This window comes from Hydrogenophaga aromaticivorans (genome assembly GCF_013387465.1).
Classification (GTDB): domain Bacteria; phylum Pseudomonadota; class Gammaproteobacteria; order Burkholderiales; family Burkholderiaceae_C; genus Hydrogenophaga; species Hydrogenophaga aromaticivorans.
In genome coordinates this window covers 65885-82760 of sequence record NZ_VYGV01000007.1, presented here as the reverse complement: position 1 = coordinate 82760, position 16876 = coordinate 65885, and the positions used below count along the sequence as shown (strand labels likewise).

Here is a 16876-nt window from a genome sequence, read left to right as displayed (position 1 = left end):
AGAAGCGGTGTACTCAACCCAGGCCGCCGCGGAACCGGCTTTGCCGGGCCGCCAGCGGCGCCCCCTTGAGGGGGTCGCGCGCAGCGCGGCGGGGGTGTTACAGCTTCACAAGCTGCTTGCCAAAGTTCTTGCCCTTGAGCAGACCCAGGAAAGCCTCGGGCGCGTTCTCGAGACCCTGCGCAATCGTCTCGCGCGGGCGCAGCTTGCCGGTGGCGACCAGCGTGCCCAACTCGGTCAATGCTTCGGGCCAGACTTCCATGTGTTCGCTGACGATGAAGCCTTCGATCTTGAGGCGGTTCACCAGGATCAGCGCCGGGTTGGTCAACGGCAGCGGCGCGCCGTCGTAGCCGGCGATCATCCCGCAGACCGCAATGCGGCCGAAGGCGTTCATGCGCAGCAGCACGGCGTCGAGAATCATGCCGCCCACGTTTTCAAAGTACCCATCAATGCCGTTCGGACAGGCTTCCTTGAGCGCCTTCGCCAGCGAGTACATGTCCTTGTGCTGCTTGTAGTCGATGCAGGCGTCAAAGCCCAGCTCTTCGACCGCGTACTTGCATTTGTCGGGTCCGCCGGCGATGCCCACTGCGCGGCAACCGCGCGCCTTGGCCAGCGCGCCGTAGGCACTGCCGACCGCGCCCGTGGCGGCGCTGATGACCACCGTGTCACCGGCCTTGGGGTTGATGATCTTGACCAGCCCGTACCAGGCGGTCACGCCCGGCATGCCGACCGCGCCGAGGTAGTAGGACAGCGGCACGTGCGTGGTGTCCACCTTGCGCAGCGCGCCCGGCTGGTTCGCATCGACCACGCTGTATTGCTGCCAACCACCCATGCCGACGACCTGGTCGCCGGTCTTGAACTTGGGGTGCTTCGACTCCACCACTTCGCCCACGGTGCCGCCGATCATGACCTCGCCCAGCGGCTGTGACGCCGCGTAGCTCTTGCTGTCGTTCATGCGGCCACGCATGTAAGGGTCCAGGCTCAGGTAGTGGTGTTTCACGAGCACCTGGCCGTCGGCCAGGGCGGGCGTCTCGGTGGTCACGAGCTTGAAGTTGCCGACGGTGGCTTCGCCTTGCGGGCGGTTGTCGAGCAGGATCTGTTGGTTGCTGGGCATGGGAAATGTCTCCGGGGTGTTGTTCAGGCAAGAGGGCGGCGCAGCGTGGGCAGGCCGACGCCGGCGGCATCGAAGCCGCCGTCGACCGCCAGCACCTGGCCGTTGATGTAGCTCGCTTCCGGGCTGCACAGGAAGCCGACCGCGTTGGCGATCTCTTCCATTTGCCCATAGCGCGCGAGCGGGATGGTGTCGTGGTAGTCGGCGCGGATGGCGGGTGTGTGCACCTTCTTCGCCATCTCGGTCTCGACCGGGCCGGGCGCGATGGCGTTGACGCGGATGCCGGCGTTGCCGTACTCCACGGCCTGCTGGCGGGTGAGGTGGATCAGCGCGGCCTTGGAGGTGCCGTAGGCCACGCGCAGCGTGCTGGCGCGCAGACCCGAGATGGACGCGATGTTGACCACCGCACCACCGCCGTTCTTCAACATCAGCGGTGCGCAGGCCTGCACGCACAGGAAGGGTCCATCGAGGTTGGTCGCCATGACCCAGCGCCATTCGTCAAAGCTGGTGTCACCGATCGGCTTGAAGGTGGCGACGCCCGCGTTGTTGACCAGCGCGTCGAGCCGCCCGAAATCCGATTCGATGCGCTGCACGGCGGCGGCCACCTGCGCCGGGTCGGACACGTCGCCGTGGATCACCAGCAGGTGGTCCGCGCGCTCACCCAGTTCCTGGCGCAGCGTGGCTTCGGTGGCGGTCAGTGTCGGCGCGTCGTTGTCGATCACGGCGACGCGGTAGCCCTGGTGGAAGAACCAGCGGGCGATGGCCAGGCCGATGCCGCGGGCGGCCCCGGTGACGAAGGCGACAGGAGGGTGCAAGGAGGTCATCAGTCGGTCTTCAGGGTGTTCAATGCGTTGGTGGACTTGCCCACCGGCAGGCGCGGCACGAACTTGAAGGTGCCGGTGGCGTGGGCGCAGAGCTTGCCCTCGGCGTCGAAGATGCTGCCTTCGGTGAAGGCCATGGTGGCGGTGCGGTGCAGCAGCTTGCCTTTGGCCAGCAGCGACCCCTTGGCCGCGCGCATGAAGCTGGTCTTCATCTCGATGGTGACGCAGCCCATGGCCGGCTCCACCGAGCGCGCCGCGTGCGCCATCACCACGTCGAGCAGGGTCATGCTGGCGCCGCCGTGCACCACGTTGAAGGAGTTTTCATGCTCGGGCCTGGGCGCGAAAGCGATCTCCGCCTCGCCGCCTTCGAACTTCTGCAGTTCGAAGCCGAGCAGTTCGACAAAAGGAATGTGAACCGAGAACTCCACTCAACCTCCTGTGATGACCGATACGCCACCATCCACCGCCAGCCACTGGCCCGTGATGTGTTTGCCGGCGTCCGACGCGTAGAGCACGGTCAGGCCCTTGAGGTCTTCGTCGTCGCCCAGGCGGCGCAAGGGCGCGTGCGAGGCCAGCTTCTCTTCGCCCATGGCCTTCAAGGTGCCCTGCGTCATCTTGCTCGGGAAGAAGCCCGGGCAGATGGCGTTGACGCGGATGCCATGTTCGCCCCACTCGGCGGCGAGCGCACGGGTGAAGTTGATCACCGCGCCCTTGGAGGTGTTGTAAGCAATCGTCTTCATGCCCGAGGGGTTGCCGCCCAGGCCGGCGATGCTGGCGGTGTTGATGATGCTGCCCGCGCGGCGCGGAATCATGCTCGCCTTGGCGATCAGCTGGCTCAGCAGGAAGTAGCTGCGCACGTTGAGGTTCATCACCTTGTCCCAGGCTTCGAGCGGGTGGTCTTCGGCTGGTGCGCCCCAGGCGGCGCCGGCGTTGTTGATCAGGATGTCCACCTCGCCGACACGCTGCAGGGTTTCGCTGGTGAGGCGGCGGATGTCTTCTTCGAGCGAGCAGTCGGCGGCGATCCAGCGCGCGTCGATGCCGGCGGCCTGCAGTTCGGCCGTGGCCTCTTCGAGGTCGGTGGCCTTGCGCGAGCTGATCACCACGCGGGCACCGGCCTCGCCGAGCGCGTGGGCCATCTGCAGGCCCAGGCCGCGCGAGCCGCCGGTGACGAGCGCCGTCTTGCCTTTGAGATCGAAGAGTTGCTGGATGTTTCGGGTCATGGGGTGTCTCCTGTGGATGGTTGATCAGAAAGCGGCTTCGGGCAGGCTGGCGCAGGTCTGGTCGCGCGCGCTCACCACCTGCAGCCAGGCGCCGATTTTCGGCAGTTCGTAGTGGAAAAAATAACGCATGGCACCCAGGCGCCCGGTGCGCGCAGGCGATTCAGCCGAGGCCTGCGCCGCGAGCGCCACGTCGAGCCAGATCCAGGCCAGCACGGTGTGACCAAAGGCCTGCAGGTAGGGCACGGCGTTGGCCAGGGCGTCGCCTGGGCTGCCGGTGGCCCAGGCGGCTTTCGTCGCCGCGCCCACCTGCGCCAGTGCCTGACCCAGCGCGTTGGCGTGCGCCGCGAGTTCGGGAACCTGGATTCCGCGTTCGATGGTGGCGTTGATGCGGCCGGCCAGCAGCTGCAGGCCCTTGCCGTTTTCCATCAGCACCTTGCGACCCAGCAGGTCCATGCCCTGAATGCCGTGTGTGCCCTCGTGGATCATGTTGAGGCGGTTGTCGCGCCAGTACTGCTCCACCGGGAAATCACGCGTGTAGCCGTAGCCGCCGTGCACCTGGATCGCCAGCGAGTTGGCTTCGAGGCACCACTCGCTGGGCCAGCTCTTGGCGATGGGTGTGAGCACCTCCAGCAGCAGGCGCGCGTCGTCGGCCGCTTGCGCGTCGCCGGTGTGCTGTTCGTCCACCAGGCGGGCGCAATAGAGTTCCAGCGCCAGCGCGCCTTCGCAGTAGCTCTTCTGCGCCAGCAACATGCGCTTCACGTCGGCGTGTTCGATGATGCGCACCTGCGGTGCAGCGGCATCCTTTCCGCCCGTTGAAACAGGCCGGCCTTGTGGCCGGTTCTTCGCGTAGTCCAGCGACGCGTGGTAGCCCGCCATGCCGAGCATGGTGGCCGCCATGCCGACACCGATGCGGGCCTCGTTCATCATGTGGAACATGCACTGCAGGCCCCGGCCGGGCTGGCCGACCAGGTAGCCCACCGCGCCGGCTTCACCGCGCACCGGGTACTTGCCTTCGCCAAAATTCAGCAACGTGTTGGTCGTTCCGCGCCAGCCACATTTGTGGTTCAGGCCGGCCAGCGCCACGTCGTTGCGTTCACCGGTCAGCTGGCCTTCGGTGTCCACCAGCTTCTTGGGCACGATGAAGAGCGAGATGCCTTTGACACCCGGGACCAGCTTGCCGTGTTCGTCGGGAATCTTGGCCAGCACCAGGTGGATGATGTTCTCGGTCAGCTCGTGTTCACCGGCCGAGATCCACATCTTGTTGCCGCGCAGGCGGTAGCGTGGGCCGAGCGGGTCGTTCTCAAAACCATCGCCGTCCGGCAGCGCCCGCGTCATCACGTCGCTGAGTGACGAACCGGCCTGCGGTTCGCTCAGGCACATGGTGCCGGAGAAGCGGCCGCTGAACTCGTTGAGCGCGAACACGCGCTGCTGCGCTTCGGTGCCGTGTTTCATCAGCAGGTTGGCGTTGCCCGTGGTGAGCATGCCGCTGCCGATGCTCACCGAGGCCATGGCGAAGAAGGCGTTGGCCGAAGCCTCTACCGTGTAGGGCAGCTGCATGCCGCCCACTTCGTAGTCCTGCGCGGCGCTCAACATGCCGCTCCCGGCATAGGCCTTTTGCGCGTCGTGCGTGGCCTGCGGCAGGATCACGCGCTCGCCGTCGAAATGCGGCTCCTGCGTATCCACCAGGCGGTTGAAGGGCGCGTACTTCTCGCGTGCGATGCGCTCGCAGGTGTCGAGCACGGCGTCGAAGGTTTCGCGGCTGTGGTCGGCAAAACGTTCGCGCAACCGCAGCGACTCCACACCGAGCCACTGGTGGAGCAAAAAATCAAGGGTGGGACGCAGACTCATGGAACTCCTCAACCAGGGAGCGCCAACTGTAATGCGCTCAGGCGCGCAGACTTGACCCCTGCATGACAGCGCGCGGCGTTTTCAGGGTTTCCACGGGGAGCTCGCCGAAGCGGCGCTGGTACTGCGCCGCGAAGTGGCCCATGTGCAGGAAACCGTGCTCGGCGGCCACCTGCGTCACCGCCACGCCGGCCGGCGCCTGACTGGCGGCCCGGCGCAGCACCTCACGCACCTTGTCCAGGCGCAGGTTGCGCCAATACACCATGGGCGACTCGCCGGTGTGGGCGACGAAGGCCTGCTGCAGGCTGCGCGCGTTCACGTGCAAATGACCACACAGGTCGGCGAGCGTCAATGGCCGTTTCACGTTGGCCTGCATGAAGTCCTGCGCCCGTCGCACGGCGCGGGGCAGCAGCGGTCGGCGAGCGTCCCCGGACAAGGCTTCGCTGTAGTTGTGGGGCGCCTGCAGCAGCAAGACGTTGAGCAGGTAGGCCTCGGCCTGCTGAGCCAGGGCGGAACCGGCGAACCCGCCGTCCCCCTCCAGGGTGTCCGCCAGGTAGCGCACAAAACCGGCCAGTGGCGCCAGCGCCGGCGTGTCCATCGCCAGGCCCAGCCCGAACACAAGCGGCCGGTGCACGGCCGTTTGCGCCAGCTGCTCCACCTGCCGCACCACGGCGCCTTGCGAAATGCGCAGGATCAGGTGCGGGCTGTCGTCGGCCCAGCGCATCTTCAGGTATTCGCTGGGGGACGGCAGGGAGGCCATGCCCTGCCCGGCCGTGACGTGTTGCCCGCCGCAACTCACCTCGGCACTGCCACGCAAGGGCAGTTGCAGCAAGTAGAAGCTGCCGAGCTGCCCCGGTTCGATGTCGACCGCCGGACCGTACTGCACGTAGTTGAGGCTGACGTCGTGAAACACCGGCGCGCTGTGGTGGCGCGCATCGAGCACCACGATGGGTCCACAGGGTTGAAGCACATGCGGGCAAAACACGCGAGCCACCGACTCGCGCGCCTCGTCCACATCCCGCGTGTGAAACAGCGCGTGGCTGGCCAGCGGGTAACGGTAGGGCGACAACATGGCGCACAAGCTAGCAAAACACGCGCCGGTCTGCTACGGGACTTTCCCGCGTCGATGCGCCATGACAGGGCATGCCCGCGAATTTCTCGTTTTTGGGACAGTGGCTGCGCAAACGGGATGCCGCCAGAGCCTGTCGGTTTCTACATTGGCCCCAACCGCCATACGCGGCGTGATTCAAAACCAGGAGACCCCATGTCCAAAGCCACTTTTCTCGGTCTGTCCGGCAAAGCCGCCATCGTCACCGGCGGCGCCACCCTCATCGGCGCCGCCGTGGTGCGGGCCCTGCACGCCCAGGGTGTTCGCGTCACGCTCGCCGACATCGACGGCGCTGGCGGCCAGGCCGTGGCCGATGGCTGCGGTGAAGGCGTGTGGTTCCGCGCCACCGACATCACCGACGACGCCCAGGTGGGTGCCTGCGCGGACGAGACCGCCGCGCGCTTCGGCGGAGTCGACTTCCTCGTCAACCTGGCCTGCTCGTACGTGGACGACGGGCTGCGGTCGGGCCGCGCCGACTGGCACAAAGCCCTGGACGTGAATGTGGTCAGCGCGGTGATGATGCTCAAGGCGGTGCACCCGCACATGCAGCGGGCCGGACGCGGCGCGGTGGTCAACTTCACCAGCATCTCCTCCGGCGTGGCGCAAACCGGCCGCTGGCTCTACCCGGTCAGCAAGGCCGCGCTGGTGCAGCTGACGCGCAACATGGCCATGGACCTGGCACCCGATCACATCCGGGTCAACAGCGTGTCGCCCGGCTGGACCTGGTCGGCCATCATGAACCAGCTGACCCACGGCGACCGCGCCAAGACCGACCGCGTGGCCGCCCCCTTCCACCTGTTGAAGCGCGTCGGCGACCCCGACGAAGTGGCCCAGGTGGTGCTGTTCCTGTGCTCGGACCACGCCAGCTTCGTCACCGGCGCCGACTACGCCGTCGACGGCGGTTATTCGGCGATGGGCCCGGAATCGCACGAACCGGCCATCCCCAAGCTGATGGACTGAACCCCGCTTTCCCCCACACCACAAGGAGACACCACCATGCGCAAGATCATGATCGTCGGCGCCGGCCAGGCCGGGCTGCAACTGGGCATCAGCCTGCTCCAGCGCGGCTACCGCGTCAGCATCACCAGCAACCGCACACCCGAGGACCTGCGCACCGGCAAGGTGCTGTCCAGCCAGTGCATGTTCCACGACAGCCTGCAGCTCGAACGCGACCGCGGACTCAACTTCTGGGAACAAGACTGCCCGCCGGTCGAGGGCATCTCGTTCACCGTGCCCCACCCCGAGCTGCCCGGCGAAAAGGCCATGAGCTGGGGCCACCGCCTGGACCACAAGGCGCAGTCGGTCGACCAGCGCGTGAAGGTGCCCGGCTGGATGGCCGAGTTCAGCCGCCTGGGCGGCGAGCTGCTGATGCACGAAGCCGTCATGGACGATCTGGAGCGCTGGACGCAGGACCACGATCTCGTGATCGTGGCCGCCGGCAAGGGCGCGATCGCCCAGATGTTCCAGCGCGACGCCAGCCGCAGCCCCTACGACAAGCCGCAGCGCGCCCTGGCGCTGACCTATGTGCACGGCATGGCGCCCCGCCCCGAGTACTCGGCCGTCAACTTCAACCTCATCCCTGGTGTCGGCGAGTACTTCGTGTTCCCGGCGCTGACCGTCAGTGGTCCCTGCGAGATCATGGTGTTCGAGGGCGTGCCCGGTGGTCCCATGGACTGCTGGGCCGATGTGGCAACGCCGGCCCAGCACCTGGCCCGGTCCAAAGAGATACTGACCAAGTTCCTGCCCTGGGAAGCGGCCCGCTGCACACAGGTGGAATTGACCGACGCCAACGGCATCCTCGCCGGGCGATTCGCCCCCACGGTGCGCCAGCCGGTGGGCCAGCTGCCCTGCGGCCGGGTGGTTATGGGCATGGCCGACGCGGTGATGCTCAACGACCCCATCACCGGCCAGGGCTCCAACAACGCGGCCAAGTTTGCGAACGCGATGGAACGGGCGATCGTGGCGCACGGTGACAGGCCCTTTGACGCCACCTTCATGCAGCAGACCTTCGAGGACTTCTGGGCCAGTTACGGCCACTTCGCCACCGACTGGACCAACGCCTTGCTGTCGCCGCCGCCACCCCACGTGCTCAAGGTGCTGGGCGCTGCCTGTGGAGAACCCCGGGTGGCCCGTCGCATCGCCAACGGCTTCAACAACCCGACCGACTTCGTGAACTTCTTCATGACACCGGACAAGGTCGACGCCTACCTGGAAGCGGTGCCAGCATGAGCGCCGCGCCGGGCCGCCCCAAGCAAGCTCGCACCGCAGCTCGAAGAGCGGAGGTATTCCAGTGACCGCGGCAGAACTGGGCACCCTGCCCCCCTTGCAGGCCCTGCGCCACAGCGCCAGCCTGCCGCTGTCCGACTTCCGCCTGGCCATGCGCCGCCTGACCGGCGCCGTGACCCTGGTGGCCACCCACGATGGCCAGACCCTGGCCGGCCTGACCGCCACCGCCGTCACCTCCTTCTCCGCCGAACCTGCGCGGCTGCTGGCCTGCGTCAACCTCAAGGGCTCGACCTTCCGCGCCATCGCGGAAAGCCGGCGCATGAGCGTGAACCTGCTGGCCTACCGCCACCTCGACCTGGCGCAGCAGTTCGGCGGCGCGCCGACCCCGCAGGCGCAACGCTTCGAGCCCGGCCGCTGGGGCACGCTGGCCACCGGCGCGCCGGTGCTGCTGGACGCCCTGGCCGTGTTCGACTGCGTTGTCGACGAAATGATGGTGGCCCACAGCCACGCCGCCATGATCGGCGAGATCAAGGCGGTGCTGCTGAGCCCCCGCAACGAAGCGCCACTGCTGTACTCGGACGGCCAATACACCACCCTCGCAGACCTCGGAGAAACCGCATGACATCCACCGCCCCAACCATCCGCATCCCGGCCAACGACGGCAGCGGTTCTTTCGACGCCTACCTCGCCCTGCCACCCTCGGGCCATGGCCCCGGCATCGTGCTCGCGCAGGAAATCTTTGGCGTCAACGCCACCATGCGCGCCGTGGCCGACCACTACGCCGAAGAAGGTTATGTGGTGCTGGTGCCCGACCTGTTCTGGCGCCAGCAGCCCGGCATCCAGCTGGGCTACACCGAGGCCGATTTCCAGCGCGCCTTCGGCCTGTACCAGGGCTTTGATGAGACCCTGGGCGTGGCCGACATCCAGGCCAGCCTGAACGCGCTGCGCCAGCGCCCCGAGTGTTCGGGCCAGGCCGGTGTGCTGGGCTTCTGCCTGGGCGGCAAGCTGGCCTACTTGGCGGCCTGCCACACCGATGCCGATGTGGCCGTGGGCTACTACGGCGTGGGCATTGAAAAGGCGCTGGACGACGCCAAGAGCCTGCGCGGCCGACTGGTGCTGCACATCGCCGAAAACGACGCTTTCTGCCCGCCCGAGGCACGCGCCGAGATCCTGGCCGCGCTGTCGGGCCGCGAGCAGACCGAGCTGTACGTGTACCCCGGTGTGGACCATGCATTCGCCCGCTTGGGCGGTGACCACTTTCACAAGCCCTCGGCGCTGATGGCACACCAGCGCAGCGTGGCCGCCTTCAAGGCCGCCATGGGGCCCCACCCCGACTTCTCCGCCCTGTGGGACAAGCACTGCGAACACGAGTTCGCCACCCGCGACGTGGCCGCCACCATGGCCACCATGGTGGCCGAGCCGTACGTGAACCACATTCCCACCATGACCGGCGGCGTGGGCCACACCATGCTGTCGCGCTTCTACCAGCACCACTTCGTCAACAGCAACCCACCCGACACCACGCTGGTGCCGATCTCACGCACCATCGGCGCGACCCAGATCGTCGACGAGCTGCTGTTCTGCTTCACCCACACCTGCGAGATCGACTGGATGCTGCCGGGCATCGCGCCCACCGGCAGACGCGTCGAAATTCCCCTGGTGGCCATCGTCAAGTTCCGGGGCGACAAGCTCTACCACGAACACATCTACTGGGACCAGGCCAGCGTGCTGGTGCAGATCGGCCAACTCGACCCGACCGGTCTGCCGGTGGCCGGCATCGAAACCGCGCGCAAGCTGCTGGACGAACACCTGCCGTCCAACACCTTGATGGCGAGCTGGGCCCGGTCGGCGCCCTGACGAACACCCCCGCGCCGGCGTCGGGGTTCCCGGTGCTTATTGCGGCTCGATCTTCGCGTCCTTGATCGCCTTGGCCCACTTGGCGGTCTCGGCCACGCTGCGCTTGGCCAGGTCGGCGGGGGTGCCGGGTTCGACCGCGAAGCCGATGCCCGCGAAGCGGTCCTGGATCTCCTTGCTGTTCGCCGCTTCGTTCACCGCCTTGTTGAGCTTGGCCACGATGTCGGGCGGCGTTCCAGCGGGAGCGAACACGGCGAAATAGGCGATCAGTTCGTAGTCTTTCAAGCCCAGCGCTTCGTTAACCGTCGGCAGTTCGGGCACGGCCGGCGAGCGCTTGGACGACGTCACCGCCAGGCCGCGCACCTTGCCCGCTTTCACCTGCGGCAGCATCACCGCGAAGTCGGCGCTGAACATCTGCACCACGCCACCGATCAGGTCGGTCATGGCAGCCGGGCCGCTCTTGTAGGGCACGTTGGCGAGCTGGATGCCGGCCATGCCCGCCATCATCTCGGTGGACACCAGCTGCGAGGTGCTGGCACTGGCGAAGTTGATGCTGCCCGGCTTGGCCTTGGCCATGTCCACCAGCTCCTTCAGCGTCTTGGCCGGCACGTCGTTGTTGACCGCCATGATCAGCGGCACCGAGCCCATGTAGGCCACCGGTGCGAAGGCGGTGTCCTGGTCGTAGGGCAGCTTCTTCATCAGGCTCTTGAGCGCGGCGTTGGTGCTGTTGGTGCCGATCAGGATGGTGTAGCCGTCGGGTGCGGCCTTGGCCACCGCGTCGGCGCCCAGCAGGCCGTTGGCGCCGGGCTTGTTGTCGACCACGATGGTCTGCCCCAGCGACTCCTGCATCTTCAGCGCGAAGGCCCGGCCGATGGTGTCGGTGGCACTGCCGGCGGCAAAAGGCACGACCGCCTTGATCGGCCGGTCGGGGTAGGCCTGGGCCAGGGCGGTGGATGAACACACCAGCGCGGCAGCGGTGGTGGCGAGCAATCGGAACACAGAACGCATCAGAGTCTCCTTCGGTTGGTTTTGAAAAGGCGGGGTCAGTGTAGGGCTCAGAGCGGCAGATCCAGCACGGCGGCACTCAGGGTTTTGCCGTGGGCGTCAAGGGCCAGCGAACGCGTGACGCCGCCGCCCAGGGCGTCGAACATCACGAAATGCACCGCCGCGAGATCGGGCAAGGTGTAGCGTTGCACCGGGCCCTGCACCACGCCGGCAAAGTGGGCCTGCACACGCTCGGCGCTGAGCAGGCGCTCCATCTCCGGGTAGTCCTTCGGATCCAGCGCGATCACGCTGAGCGTGGCGCGGTTGCCCTTGTCGCCCGAGCGGGCCAGCGCGATGTCGCGCAGTGTGCGGTGGGGGGATGCTTTTCTGGACGGTGCTGTCATGTCAACCTTCCGCGCTCAGTTCGAGGATGTCGCAGCGGGCATGTACCGCCGAACGCGGCACCAGGGCCGAAGCGGCTGCGATCACCTCGCGCACGGACTGTGTCACACCGCCGCCGCCGGCCGGTCCGTTGAGGTAGAGCGCTTCCACTTCCTGGCCCACGGCTTCGGCCTGCGCGCGCGTTGCGCAGCGCACCGCCAGCCGCACGCGCACCTCGTAGGGTTCGCGGTCCGCGCCCAGTTGCGGGCCATGCATGGCGTTCACACCGATCAGCTCGGCGCGGTGTTCCAGACCAGCGAGACCGTGGGACAGCGCAGCGTCTTGCAACCGGTGCCGCAGGATGGAGAGCGCCAGTTCCCCACGCGCCCGCGCACCCGGGCCTGCGTACGAAATCTGCCCCTCGCCGATGAAGCCGTCGCGGTAACCCAGCGTGGCTTTCATTTGCTCGGGGCGCGCCTGACCGCTGGCGCCCTGCGCCTGCACCCGGTCGGATTCGAGCTGTGTGAAACGGACCTTTGAAAAGTCGCCCACCACATCGGCCTGCAGGTAGTGCGCCGGGTCTTCCACTTCGTAGAGCAGTTGCGCGGTGCAGCTGAGCCGGTCCACGCGCCCGCCGGTGCCCGGCAGTTTGGTGATGACCGCGCTGCCATCGGCAGACACCTCGGCCAGCGGGAAACCGACGCGGTGCAGATCGGGCACGTCCACATGGCCGGGATCGGCCAGGTAACCACCACTGACCTGGGCCGCACATTCGAGCAGATGTCCGACCAGCAGGCCCTGACCCAGGTGATGCCAGTCGTCCGCGGCCCAGCCGAAGTGGGCCATGAGCGGCGCCACAAAGAGCGACGGGTCGGCCACGCGTCCGGTGATGATCACGTTCACGTCGGCCTGCAGCGCGGGCAACAAGGCGTCGGCGCCGAGGTAGGCGTTGGCCGAGATCAGGCGGCCGTCCAGCGAACGCACGGTGTCGGGCGAATCCATCAGCGGCACGTCGTTCGCCAACATCCAGGGCAGCACGTCGTCGCCCGTCACCACCGCCACGCGCAGGCGCGGCAGGCCCAGTTCGCGCGCAACGTCCAGCACGGCCTGCCCGGCCGCCATCGGGTTCGCCGCGCCCATGTTGGTGATGATGGTCACGCCGTTGCGCACACAGGCCGGCAGCACCGCGCGCATGCGCGCCTGGAGCATCGGGTCGTAGCCGGCCTGTGGATCGTGGGCGCGGCGCAGCTGGGCCAGGGCGATGGTGCGTTCGGCCAGGCACTCGAAGACCAGGGCGTCGAGCTCGCCCCGTTCGGCCAGGTCCAGCGCCGGGTCGATGCGGTCACCGGCGTAGCCGGCACCGGAGCCGATGCGGTAAGGATTCATCGGGGCAGTATGGTGCGAAGCGCGCGCGGTGGACATGGGGTGAACCCCGGCACCGGCGCTCGCTCAAGCCGGTGATGCCGGCAGCGCGGCGATCGTGCCCTGCGCCACCGCGCAGAGTTTTTCTTCTCCGTCTTTCACCACGAACACGTCGCAGCGGCAGACCGCCTGCGACTTGCCGGTGTGCACGGCTTCGGCGCGCGCGATCAGGCGCTCGCCGATAGCCGGACGCAGGTAGTTGATCTTGAACTCGGCCGTCACCACCGGCACCCGCAGCGCCGTGCCGCCCGCGTAGGTGAGCGCGTTGTCGGCCGCGTAGCTGAGCACGCCACCGTGCACGAAGCCATGTTGCTGTTTGACCGCTTCCGTGATCGGGACGTGCAGCTCGCAGCGTCCCGGCGAGAGCGCCACCAGCTCGGCCCCGATGAGCTGGGAGAAAGGCTGCGAGGCCAGGACCTCGCGACCCATCGCCAGAAACACCTCGGGGCTGACGGTGACGTCGCTCACCGGAAGTCCTTACAAGACTTCGAAGATGCCGGCAGCACCCATGCCACCGCCGATGCACATGGTCACGCAGACGCGCTTGGCGCCGCGGCGTTTGCCTTCGATCAGCGCGTGGCCGGTCAGGCGCTGGCCCGACACGCCGTAGGGGTGGCCCACGGCGATGGCGCCGCCGTTCACGTTGAGCTTGTCGTGCGGAATGCCCAGCTTGTCGCGGCAGTAGATCACCTGCACGGCGAAGGCTTCGTTGAGCTCCCAGAGGTCGATGTCGCTCACCTTCAGGCCCAGGCGCGCGAGCACCTTGGGGATGGCGAACACCGGGCCGATGCCCATTTCGTCGGGCTCGCAACCCGCGACGGCAAAGCCCAGGAAACGGCCCAGCGGCTGCAGGCCACGCTTCTCGGCGAGGGTCTCGTCCATCACCACGCAGGCCCCTGCGCCGTCGCTGAACTGGCTGGCATTGCCGGCCGAGATCAGGCCGCCCGGCAGCGCCGAGCGCAGGCCGTGGATGCCTTCAAACGTGGTGCCGGCGCGGATGCCTTCGTCGTTCTCGACCGTGACCTGCCTGGTCATCAGGCCCATGACCTTGTCGGCCACGCCGGCGGTCACGGTGATGGGGGCGATCTCGGCCTTGAACAGACCGGCTTCCAGCGCGGCCGTGGCCTTCTGCTGGCTGGCGGCACCGTACTCGTCCATGGCGTCGCGGCCGATGCCGTAGCGCTTGGCCACCTGTTCGGCGGTCTGCAGCATGTTCCAGTAGATCTCGGGCTTCTGCTTCTGCAGCGCCGGGTCCACCAGCATGTGCTGGTTCATCTCCTGCTGCACGCAGGAGATGCTTTCCACACCACCGGCCACGTAGACCGAGCCTTCGCCCGCGATGATGCGCTGCGCGGCCAGGGCGATGGTCTGCAAGCCGGATGAGCAGAAGCGGTTGACGGTCATGCCCGAAACGGTGATGGGCAGGCCGGCTTTCAGCGCGATCTGGCGCGCGATGTTGGCGCCGGTCGCGCCCTCGGGGTTGGCGCAACCCATGATCACGTCTTCGACTTCAGCGGCGTCGATGCCGGCGCGCTGCACGGCGTGCTGCACGGCGTGGCCGCCGAGCGTGGCGCCATGGGTCATGTTGAAGGCGCCCTTCCAGCTCTTGGCCAGGGGCGTGCGGGCGGTGGAAACAATGACGGCGTTGGTCATGGCAAGTTCCTAATCTTGTTCGGTGTACGGACGGGGCGGATCAGAAGGTTTTGCCTTCGGCAGCCAATTTGGCGAGCAAGGGAGCGGGCTCCCAGAACTTCGCATCGTCCAGCGGGTTCTTCGCAAAGCGCTTCATGGCCTGGACCACGTTGAACAGGCCGACTTCGTTGGCGTAGTTCAGCGGGCCGCCGCGGTAGACCGGGAAGCCGTAGCCGAAGATGTAGACCACGTCGATGTCGCTGGCTTTGTTGGCAATGCCTTCTTCGAGGATGTGCGCGGCTTCGTTCACCAGCGAGAACACCAGGCGCTGCACGATCTCTTCGTCCGAAATCTTGCGCGGTGTGATGCCGGCGGCGGCGCGGTGGTCCTCGATCATCTTGACCACTTCGGCGTTCGGGATCGCGTCGCGCTTGCCCGGCACGTAGTCGTACCAGCCGGCGCCGGTCTTCTGGCCGAAGCGGCCCTTCTCGCACAGCAGGTCGGCGGTCTTGCTGTACTTCATGTCCGGCTTTTCCTGGTAGCGGCGCTTGCGGATCGCCCAGCCGATGTCGTTGCCGGCCAGGTCGCCCATGCGGAACGGGCCCATGGCGAAACCGAACTTCTCGATCGCCTTGTCCACCTGTGCGGGCGTGCAGCCTTCGTCGAGCAGGAAGCCACCCTGGCGGCCGTACTGTTCGATCATGCGGTTGCCGATGAAGCCGTCGCAGACGCCGGACACGACCGCCGTCTTCTTGATCTTCTTGGCCACCGCCATCACGGTGGCCAGCACGTCCTTGGCGGTCGCGTCACCGCGCACCACTTCCAGCAGCTTCATCACGTTGGCGGGGCTGAAGAAGTGCATGCCCACCACGTCCTGCGGGCGCTTGGTGAAGTTGGCGATCTTGTTGACGTCCAGCGTCGAGGTGTTGGAGGCCAGGATGGCACCCGGCTTCATCACGCGATCGAGTTCCTTGAACACGGCTTCCTTGACGCCGATCTCTTCGAACACGGCCTCGATCACCAGGTCGGCCGCTCCCAGGTCGTCGTAGCTCAGCGTGGTGCTCAGCAGGCTCATGCGCTGCTCGTACTTGTCCTGCTTGAGCTTGCCCTTCTTGACCTGGGCTTCGTAGTTCTTGCGGATGGTGGCGATGCCGCGGTCGAGCGCTTCCTGCTTCATCTCCAGCATCTTCACCGGGATGCCGGCGTTGAGGAAGTTCATGGCAATGCCGCCGCCCATGGTGCCGGCACCGATCACGGCGACCGACTCGATGCTGCGCTTGGCCGTGTCTTCCGGCACATCGGGAATCTTGCTGGCGGCGCGCTCGGCCACGAACAGGTGGCGCAGCGAACGGCACTCGGGCGTCCACATCAGGTTGATGAAGATCTCGCGCTCGAAGGCCATGCCGTCGTTGAACTTCTTCTGGGTCGCGGCTTCCACCGCGTCCACGCACTTGGCGGGCGCCGGGAAATTCTTCGCCATGCCCTTGACCATGTTGCGCGCGAACTGGAAGTAGGCCTCGCCGTTGGGGTGTTTGCAGGGCAGGTTGCGCACCAGCGGGAAGGCCGAACCGTCGGCGTGTTTCGCGGCCATCTCGCGGGCGAAGGCCAGGGCCTCTTCGGCCAGCGACTCGGGCGATGCGGACAGCTTGTCGAACAGCTTCTGGCCAGGCACCTGCGCGAGCGTTTCGCTCTTCACCGGCTCGCCGCTGACGATCATGTTCAGCGCCACTTCGACGCCCAGCACGCGCGGCAGGCGCTGCGTGCCGCCGGCGCCAGGAATCAGGCCCAGCTTCACCTCGGGCAGGGCCACGTTGCAGCCCGGCGCGGCGATGCGGTAGTGCGCGCCCAATGCCAGCTCCAGGCCGCCGCCCATGGCCACGCTGTGCACGGCCGCGATCACCGGCTTGGTGGTGTTTTCCACGCGGATGATCACGGACAGCAGGTTGGGCTCCTGGATCGCCTTGGGCGAACCGAACTCGCGGATGTCGGCACCGCCCGAAAACGCCTTGCCGGCGCCGGTCAGCACGACGGCCTTGACCGCCGCATCGTTCTCGGCTTTCTCCAGCCCTTCGACGATGGCCTGGCGGGTGGACAAGCCCAGACCGTTCACCGGCGGGTTGTTCAGCGTGATGACGGCGACATCGCCGTGGACCTGGTACTCAGCGGTCATGGAATCTCCTCTGTGTGGATCGGGAAAGGGGCACGCCCGAAAAAACGAACGGTCGTGCGATTCTAGGGATTTTGTGCGGTGCGGCAAGCGCCGCTTGTCGCGAGT

The 16876-nt window shown here is 67.1% G+C and carries 16 protein-coding genes; 4 read left to right on the top strand and 12 right to left on the bottom strand.

Annotated features, from left to right (window positions below):
- Positions 1 to 97: 97 nt before the first annotated feature.
- The 6 genes from F3K02_RS10295 to F3K02_RS10270 are packed head-to-tail and all read right to left on the bottom strand — an operon-like array spanning position 98 to position 6066.
- Positions 98 to 1111, bottom strand: coding sequence for an NADP-dependent oxidoreductase (locus tag F3K02_RS10295; protein WP_177135528.1), 1014 nt, complete (start codon positions 1109 to 1111; stop codon positions 98 to 100).
- A 23-nt stretch (positions 1112 to 1134) separates the two neighbouring features.
- Complete coding sequence (locus F3K02_RS10290) at positions 1135 to 1932, bottom strand: SDR family NAD(P)-dependent oxidoreductase (RefSeq protein WP_177135527.1); 798 nt, start codon at positions 1930 to 1932, stop codon at positions 1135 to 1137.
- Entirely contained in the window at positions 1932 to 2357 is a 426-nt protein-coding gene (locus F3K02_RS10285) for a PaaI family thioesterase (protein WP_177135526.1), read from the bottom strand. Before F3K02_RS10285 ends, F3K02_RS10290 begins: the two co-directional genes overlap by 1 nt.
- Positions 2358 to 3149, bottom strand: coding sequence for an SDR family oxidoreductase (locus F3K02_RS10280; RefSeq protein WP_177135525.1), 792 nt, complete (start codon positions 3147 to 3149; stop codon positions 2358 to 2360).
- A 24-nt stretch (positions 3150 to 3173) separates the two neighbouring features.
- Positions 3174 to 4997, bottom strand: coding sequence for an acyl-CoA dehydrogenase (locus tag F3K02_RS10275; protein WP_177135524.1), 1824 nt, complete (start codon positions 4995 to 4997; stop codon positions 3174 to 3176).
- Between the two features lie 37 nt (positions 4998 to 5034).
- On the bottom strand, positions 5035 to 6066 hold the full coding sequence (locus F3K02_RS10270) for an AraC family transcriptional regulator (protein WP_177135523.1): 1032 nt from the start codon (positions 6064 to 6066) through the stop codon (positions 5035 to 5037).
- Between the two features lie 192 nt (positions 6067 to 6258).
- On the opposite strand from F3K02_RS10270, the gene F3K02_RS10265 reads away from it, so the two are divergent.
- The 4 genes from F3K02_RS10265 to F3K02_RS10250 all read left to right on the top strand — a co-directional run bounded on the left by F3K02_RS10265 (position 6259) and on the right by F3K02_RS10250 (position 10185).
- Entirely contained in the window at positions 6259 to 7062 is an 804-nt protein-coding gene (locus F3K02_RS10265; protein WP_177135522.1) for an SDR family oxidoreductase, read from the top strand.
- 36 nt (positions 7063 to 7098) lie between these two features.
- Positions 7099 to 8331: a styrene monooxygenase/indole monooxygenase family protein gene (locus F3K02_RS10260; RefSeq protein ID WP_177135521.1), complete on the top strand. Its 1233-nt coding sequence runs from the start codon at positions 7099 to 7101 to the stop codon at positions 8329 to 8331.
- 61 nt (positions 8332 to 8392) lie between these two features.
- Positions 8393 to 8950 carry a flavin reductase family protein gene (locus F3K02_RS10255; protein ID WP_177135520.1) on the top strand — a complete coding sequence of 186 codons (558 nt, stop codon included), beginning with the start codon at positions 8393 to 8395 and terminating at the stop codon, positions 8948 to 8950.
- Positions 8947 to 10185 (top strand): dienelactone hydrolase family protein, encoded by a 1239-nt coding sequence (locus F3K02_RS10250; RefSeq protein WP_177135519.1) that lies wholly within the window; start codon positions 8947 to 8949, stop codon positions 10183 to 10185. The genes F3K02_RS10255 and F3K02_RS10250 overlap by 4 nt, the downstream gene beginning before the upstream one ends.
- A 36-nt stretch (positions 10186 to 10221) precedes the next feature.
- Here F3K02_RS10250 and F3K02_RS10245 read toward each other — a convergent pair whose 3' ends face one another.
- From F3K02_RS10245 to F3K02_RS10220, 6 genes are read right to left on the bottom strand one after another with little or no spacing between them, the layout of a single operon-like run.
- Positions 10222 to 11190, bottom strand: coding sequence for a Bug family tripartite tricarboxylate transporter substrate binding protein (locus tag F3K02_RS10245; RefSeq protein ID WP_177135518.1), 969 nt, complete (start codon positions 11188 to 11190; stop codon positions 10222 to 10224).
- A gap of 47 nt (positions 11191 to 11237) precedes the next feature.
- Complete coding sequence (locus F3K02_RS10240; protein WP_177135517.1) at positions 11238 to 11570, bottom strand: AtuA-related protein; 333 nt, start codon at positions 11568 to 11570, stop codon at positions 11238 to 11240.
- Position 11571: 1 nt separating this feature from the next.
- Entirely contained in the window at positions 11572 to 12969 is a 1398-nt protein-coding gene (locus F3K02_RS10235) for an acyclic terpene utilization AtuA family protein (RefSeq protein ID WP_246309357.1), read from the bottom strand.
- Positions 12970 to 12996: 27 nt separating this feature from the next.
- Positions 12997 to 13398 (bottom strand): PaaI family thioesterase, encoded by a 402-nt coding sequence (locus tag F3K02_RS10230; RefSeq protein ID WP_177135865.1) that lies wholly within the window; start codon positions 13396 to 13398, stop codon positions 12997 to 12999.
- Between the two features lie 48 nt (positions 13399 to 13446).
- Positions 13447 to 14622, bottom strand: a complete 1176-nt coding sequence (locus tag F3K02_RS10225; protein ID WP_177135515.1) for an acetyl-CoA C-acyltransferase — start codon at positions 14620 to 14622, stop codon at positions 13447 to 13449.
- Positions 14623 to 14662: 40 nt separating this feature from the next.
- A complete protein-coding gene (locus F3K02_RS10220) occupies positions 14663 to 16771 on the bottom strand; it encodes a 3-hydroxyacyl-CoA dehydrogenase NAD-binding domain-containing protein (protein WP_177135514.1) in 2109 nt (702 codons plus the stop codon).
- Positions 16772 to 16876: the final 105 nt, after the last annotated feature.

Bases quoted from the DNA above. Each gene is read 5' to 3' on its own strand.
- F3K02_RS10295 (WP_177135528.1), bottom strand. From the start codon at position 1,111: ATGCCCAGCAACCAACAGATCCTGCTCGACAACCGCCCGCAAGGCGAA.
- F3K02_RS10290 (WP_177135527.1), bottom strand. From the start codon at position 1,932: ATGACCTCCTTGCACCCTCCTGTCGCCTTCGTCACCGGGGCCGCCCGC.
- F3K02_RS10280 (WP_177135525.1), bottom strand. From the start codon at position 3,149: ATGACCCGAAACATCCAGCAACTCTTCGATCTCAAAGGCAAGACGGCG.
- F3K02_RS10275 (WP_177135524.1), bottom strand. From the start codon at position 4,997: ATGAGTCTGCGTCCCACCCTTGATTTTTTGCTCCACCAGTGGCTCGGT.
- F3K02_RS10270 (WP_177135523.1), bottom strand. From the start codon at position 6,066: ATGTTGTCGCCCTACCGTTACCCGCTGGCCAGCCACGCGCTGTTTCAC.
- F3K02_RS10265 (WP_177135522.1), top strand. From the start codon at position 6,259: ATGTCCAAAGCCACTTTTCTCGGTCTGTCCGGCAAAGCCGCCATCGTC.
- F3K02_RS10260 (WP_177135521.1), top strand. From the start codon at position 7,099: ATGCGCAAGATCATGATCGTCGGCGCCGGCCAGGCCGGGCTGCAACTG.
- F3K02_RS10250 (WP_177135519.1), top strand. From the start codon at position 8,947: ATGACATCCACCGCCCCAACCATCCGCATCCCGGCCAACGACGGCAGC.
- F3K02_RS10245 (WP_177135518.1), bottom strand. From the start codon at position 11,190: ATGCGTTCTGTGTTCCGATTGCTCGCCACCACCGCTGCCGCGCTGGTG.
- F3K02_RS10240 (WP_177135517.1), bottom strand. From the start codon at position 11,570: ATGACAGCACCGTCCAGAAAAGCATCCCCCCACCGCACACTGCGCGAC.
- F3K02_RS10235 (WP_246309357.1), bottom strand. From the start codon at position 12,969: ATGTCCACCGCGCGCGCTTCGCACCATACTGCCCCGATGAATCCTTAC.
- F3K02_RS10230 (WP_177135865.1), bottom strand. From the start codon at position 13,398: ATGGGTCGCGAGGTCCTGGCCTCGCAGCCTTTCTCCCAGCTCATCGGG.
- F3K02_RS10225 (WP_177135515.1), bottom strand. From the start codon at position 14,622: ATGACCAACGCCGTCATTGTTTCCACCGCCCGCACGCCCCTGGCCAAG.
- F3K02_RS10220 (WP_177135514.1), bottom strand. From the start codon at position 16,771: ATGACCGCTGAGTACCAGGTCCACGGCGATGTCGCCGTCATCACGCTG.